Genomic DNA, 3,203 nt, shown 5'->3' with positions numbered 1-3,203 from the left:
CCGCAAACGCCCCATAATATCCTTTAAATTTTTTCCCGTCTTTACCTGCCGCAAATTTAAATTTCGCTACAATCGCTTTTTAAAATTTCGCGCCGAGTGCGCGAAAAGAGGCTAAAAAAGCCAAACAGCTAAATTTAAAGGATCAAGATGGATTTTCAAATAGACGGCGCGGACGGCGCGGCGCGCGCCTGCACGATCCGCACGGCGCATAGCACGATCCGCACCCCCGTTTTTATGCCGGTCGGCACCGTGGGCTCGGTCAAAGCGCTCGATGCGACGGACGTAGAGCGGCTCCTGGACGCGCAGATAATCCTCGCCAACACCTATCATATGTATCTGCGCCCCGGCTCGCGGGTAGTGGCGGGCTTCGGCGGGCTGCACGGATTTACGAAATTTCCCCGCAGCTTTTTGACCGACAGCGGCGGCTTTCAGGCGTTTAGCCTGCGCGCAAACACCAAAAACGACGAGGGCGGCATAAAATTTAAAAGCCACATCGACGGCAGCATGCATTATTTCACGCCGCGCTCGGTGCTCGATACGCAGTATGAGCTAAACTCCGATATTATGATGATTTTAGACGATTTAGTGGAGCTGCCGCGCGAGCCTGGCGCACTTAGCAGCGATGATAGATCGCGGCTTAAAAAGCGGATCGATCTAAGCGTTGTGCGCACGATAAAATGGGCTCGCGAGGCGATAGATTATCACGAGACCATGAAATCTCGCGGCCTGCACACGCATCAAAACATCTTCGGTATCATACAAGGCGGAACCGACCCGCAGGCGCGCAAATTTTGCGCCGAAGCGCTGTGTGAGATGAGCTTTGATGGGCTTGCGATCGGAGGGCTCAGCGTCGGCGAGAAAAACGAGCTGATGTACGACACGGTAGAGGCTATGATGCCATACGTCGATGCGGCGCGCCCGCGATATTTGATGGGGGTCGGCACGCCCGAGGATCTCATCGAAAACGTCGCTCGCGGCGTGGATATGTTCGACTGCGTGATGCCTACGCGCAACGCCCGCAACGGCACGCTATTTACGAGCTTCGGCAAGATCAGCATCAAAAACGCGGGCTTTATCAGCGATCACGATCCGATCGATCCGCACTGCGACTGCTACACGTGCAAGCGCTTCAGCCGCGGCTACCTAAATCATCTATTTCGCGCGCGAGAGCTTAGCTTTTACCGCCTCGCTAGCATTCACAATCTACACTTCTACCTGCGCCTTGCCGCGGATATGAGAGAGGCGATCGTGCACGGGCGGTTTGCCGAGTTTAAGCGGGAATTCTACGCAGCACGAAGCGGGGCACGAGATTAAATTTCAGTAGGCTAGGGCACGGAATTTAGCGCGGTAGTTAAATTTAGCCGCGACGGCAGCGGGCAGAATTTTAATACGGCGCGCAGTTAAATTTAAACGCGACAAAATTTTGGCATTGAAATTTTAAGAGCTGCGGAGCGAGGAGCTTGTAGCTTTAAATTTGATTTGAATCCGCACTTAGGCTTTGGCATCAATTAGAGTTTTATTTCAGCAAAATTTTATTATGATAGAGTTATGTCTTGGAATTTCGCCGTAGAATGCGATGTGAAATTTGGCTTTGAATTTCGCGCCGAATTGCGTGGATAAAATTCTGCGTCGATATGCGCTGAGCGCGCGAGATTTAAAGATGGAATTTAGCGGTAGGATTTTACAGACGCTATGTCAATTGCCACGGCTTTTGTCAAATAAAAGGGGGCATTGCATCGAAATTTCGCAGGCATTGGTGTTGTGTAAGCGTGCGTTAACGCGTATAAAAGACATATATTGCTTTAGGGCGTGCGATCTGCGCCTACAATTGCGGAATTTTATTGCGATAAAATTTCAATGCGGTAGAATTTTACTTTGATAAAGTTCAAATCCCTGTTAAATTCTGTCTTCGTGCTAAATTTTGCGATGAAATTTTGAGCAGAATTCTATCGTAGTAAAATTTCATCGCAGCCAAATCTGCAGCAAAATTTCGCAGAATTATTTTTTGATCCGCCTTAGCATACAAAATCCAAGGAAATAAAGCGGCGACATAACGATAAAAATTATGATGTATCTCCACGCCGTGCTCGCAAAAAATAGCCCCGTAAGCTCCATAAATTTTATCGATGCACCGGTATAGCGGTCGCCGATGCCGATGAAAATAATCGCCGCGAGCTCCACAAGCAGCGCGGGGGCAAATAGGATTGAGCCTGCAGTTTTGAAAAACATAAACGCAAACGCCTTGAGCTTATAATAAAACGAAATGAGCCCAAGTCCGATCACGCCGCAGATGAAAAACTGCTCGAACTCATCCAGCCCCAGGCTCTTATCCTGTAGGATCGTAGAGATGACGCACAGGATGATAAAGACGTTGTAATTCGCCATTTGACGCATCGGGTATTGATCGTGCGTCGCTATGGAGAGTAGGTTTATCGCGCGGTTAAGCGGCAGCAGATAAAATAGCGCAAAACTAAGGAAAATCAGCAGATCCATCACCATATAAACCGTGTCTTGATTGACGTAAGCTTCGATCTGCGAAAAAGATAGAAATATGCTTGCAATTTGCGAGCGGAATATCAAAATAATGACTATCGGCACTATGGGCAGGATTATGGATTTAAGCCCTTCCTTGCGGATAGATGAAGTATAAATTTTACTCTCGACGCTTTGCGTAGTGCGCAGATCGTCTGTTTGGACGAACTCAAATCCAAAGAATTTCGGTTTTTTTGCACTCGTAGGCTTGGCTTTGCGGTTAAATTTAAATTTATTAAATTTTTTTGCGACCTTCGTTTCTTTTACGGCAGATATATCGTTTGCAATATTTTCGGTAGAGCTTTGAAAGGAAGGTGCTTCTGATATATTATTTTCTGCAAAATTCTTATCGCCAAAAATTTCATCGTTTTGTTTTGCAGATTCTTTTGGCTGTGGGGTTACTTTTTGCGCTACGCGGTCTTTGGATTTAGAACCCTCGACGCGCTTTATATTTATCGCGCTGGATGCTAGCGTGTCGAAGCTTACCTCATCGCCGTCGGTTAGGCTAGGATCGCGCTCGCCAAGCATTTCGTAGCTATACTCGACCCCGCCCGTGGCGACTATGACATTTTCACCTCTGATAAATCCGATAAGTCTCATATACTAACATTCCCCGATTTTTTAATGAGAAATATTAGTCAAAATGAACTTAAAAAACGATTATTCTACGG

2 protein-coding genes are annotated in these 3,203 nt (G+C 47.2%); one reads left to right on the top strand and one right to left on the bottom strand.

Annotated features, from left to right (window positions below):
* Positions 1–147: 147 nt before the first annotated feature.
* On the top strand, positions 148–1,314 hold the full coding sequence (gene tgt / locus Q0256_RS08085; RefSeq protein ID WP_297962058.1) for a tRNA guanosine(34) transglycosylase Tgt: 1,167 nt from the start codon (positions 148–150) through the stop codon (positions 1,312–1,314).
* A gap of 684 nt (positions 1,315–1,998) precedes the next feature.
* On the opposite strand, the gene Q0256_RS08080 is transcribed toward tgt, so the two are convergent.
* On the bottom strand, positions 1,999–3,132 hold the full coding sequence (locus Q0256_RS08080; RefSeq protein WP_297962056.1) for a hypothetical protein: 1,134 nt from the start codon (positions 3,130–3,132) through the stop codon (positions 1,999–2,001).
* Positions 3,133–3,203 lie beyond the last annotated feature (71 nt).

The organism is uncultured Campylobacter sp. (assembly GCF_937949835.1).
Taxonomy (GTDB): Bacteria; Campylobacterota; Campylobacteria; order Campylobacterales; family Campylobacteraceae; genus Campylobacter_B.
Note: the sequence above shows the minus strand (reverse complement) of the source record. Positions and strands in the feature narration are given on the sequence as shown.

Bases quoted from the DNA above. Each gene is read 5' to 3' on its own strand.
- tgt (WP_297962058.1), top strand. From the start codon at position 148: ATGGATTTTCAAATAGACGGCGCGGACGGCGCGGCGCGCGCCTGCACG.
- Q0256_RS08080 (WP_297962056.1), bottom strand. From the start codon at position 3,132: ATGAGACTTATCGGATTTATCAGAGGTGAAAATGTCATAGTCGCCACG.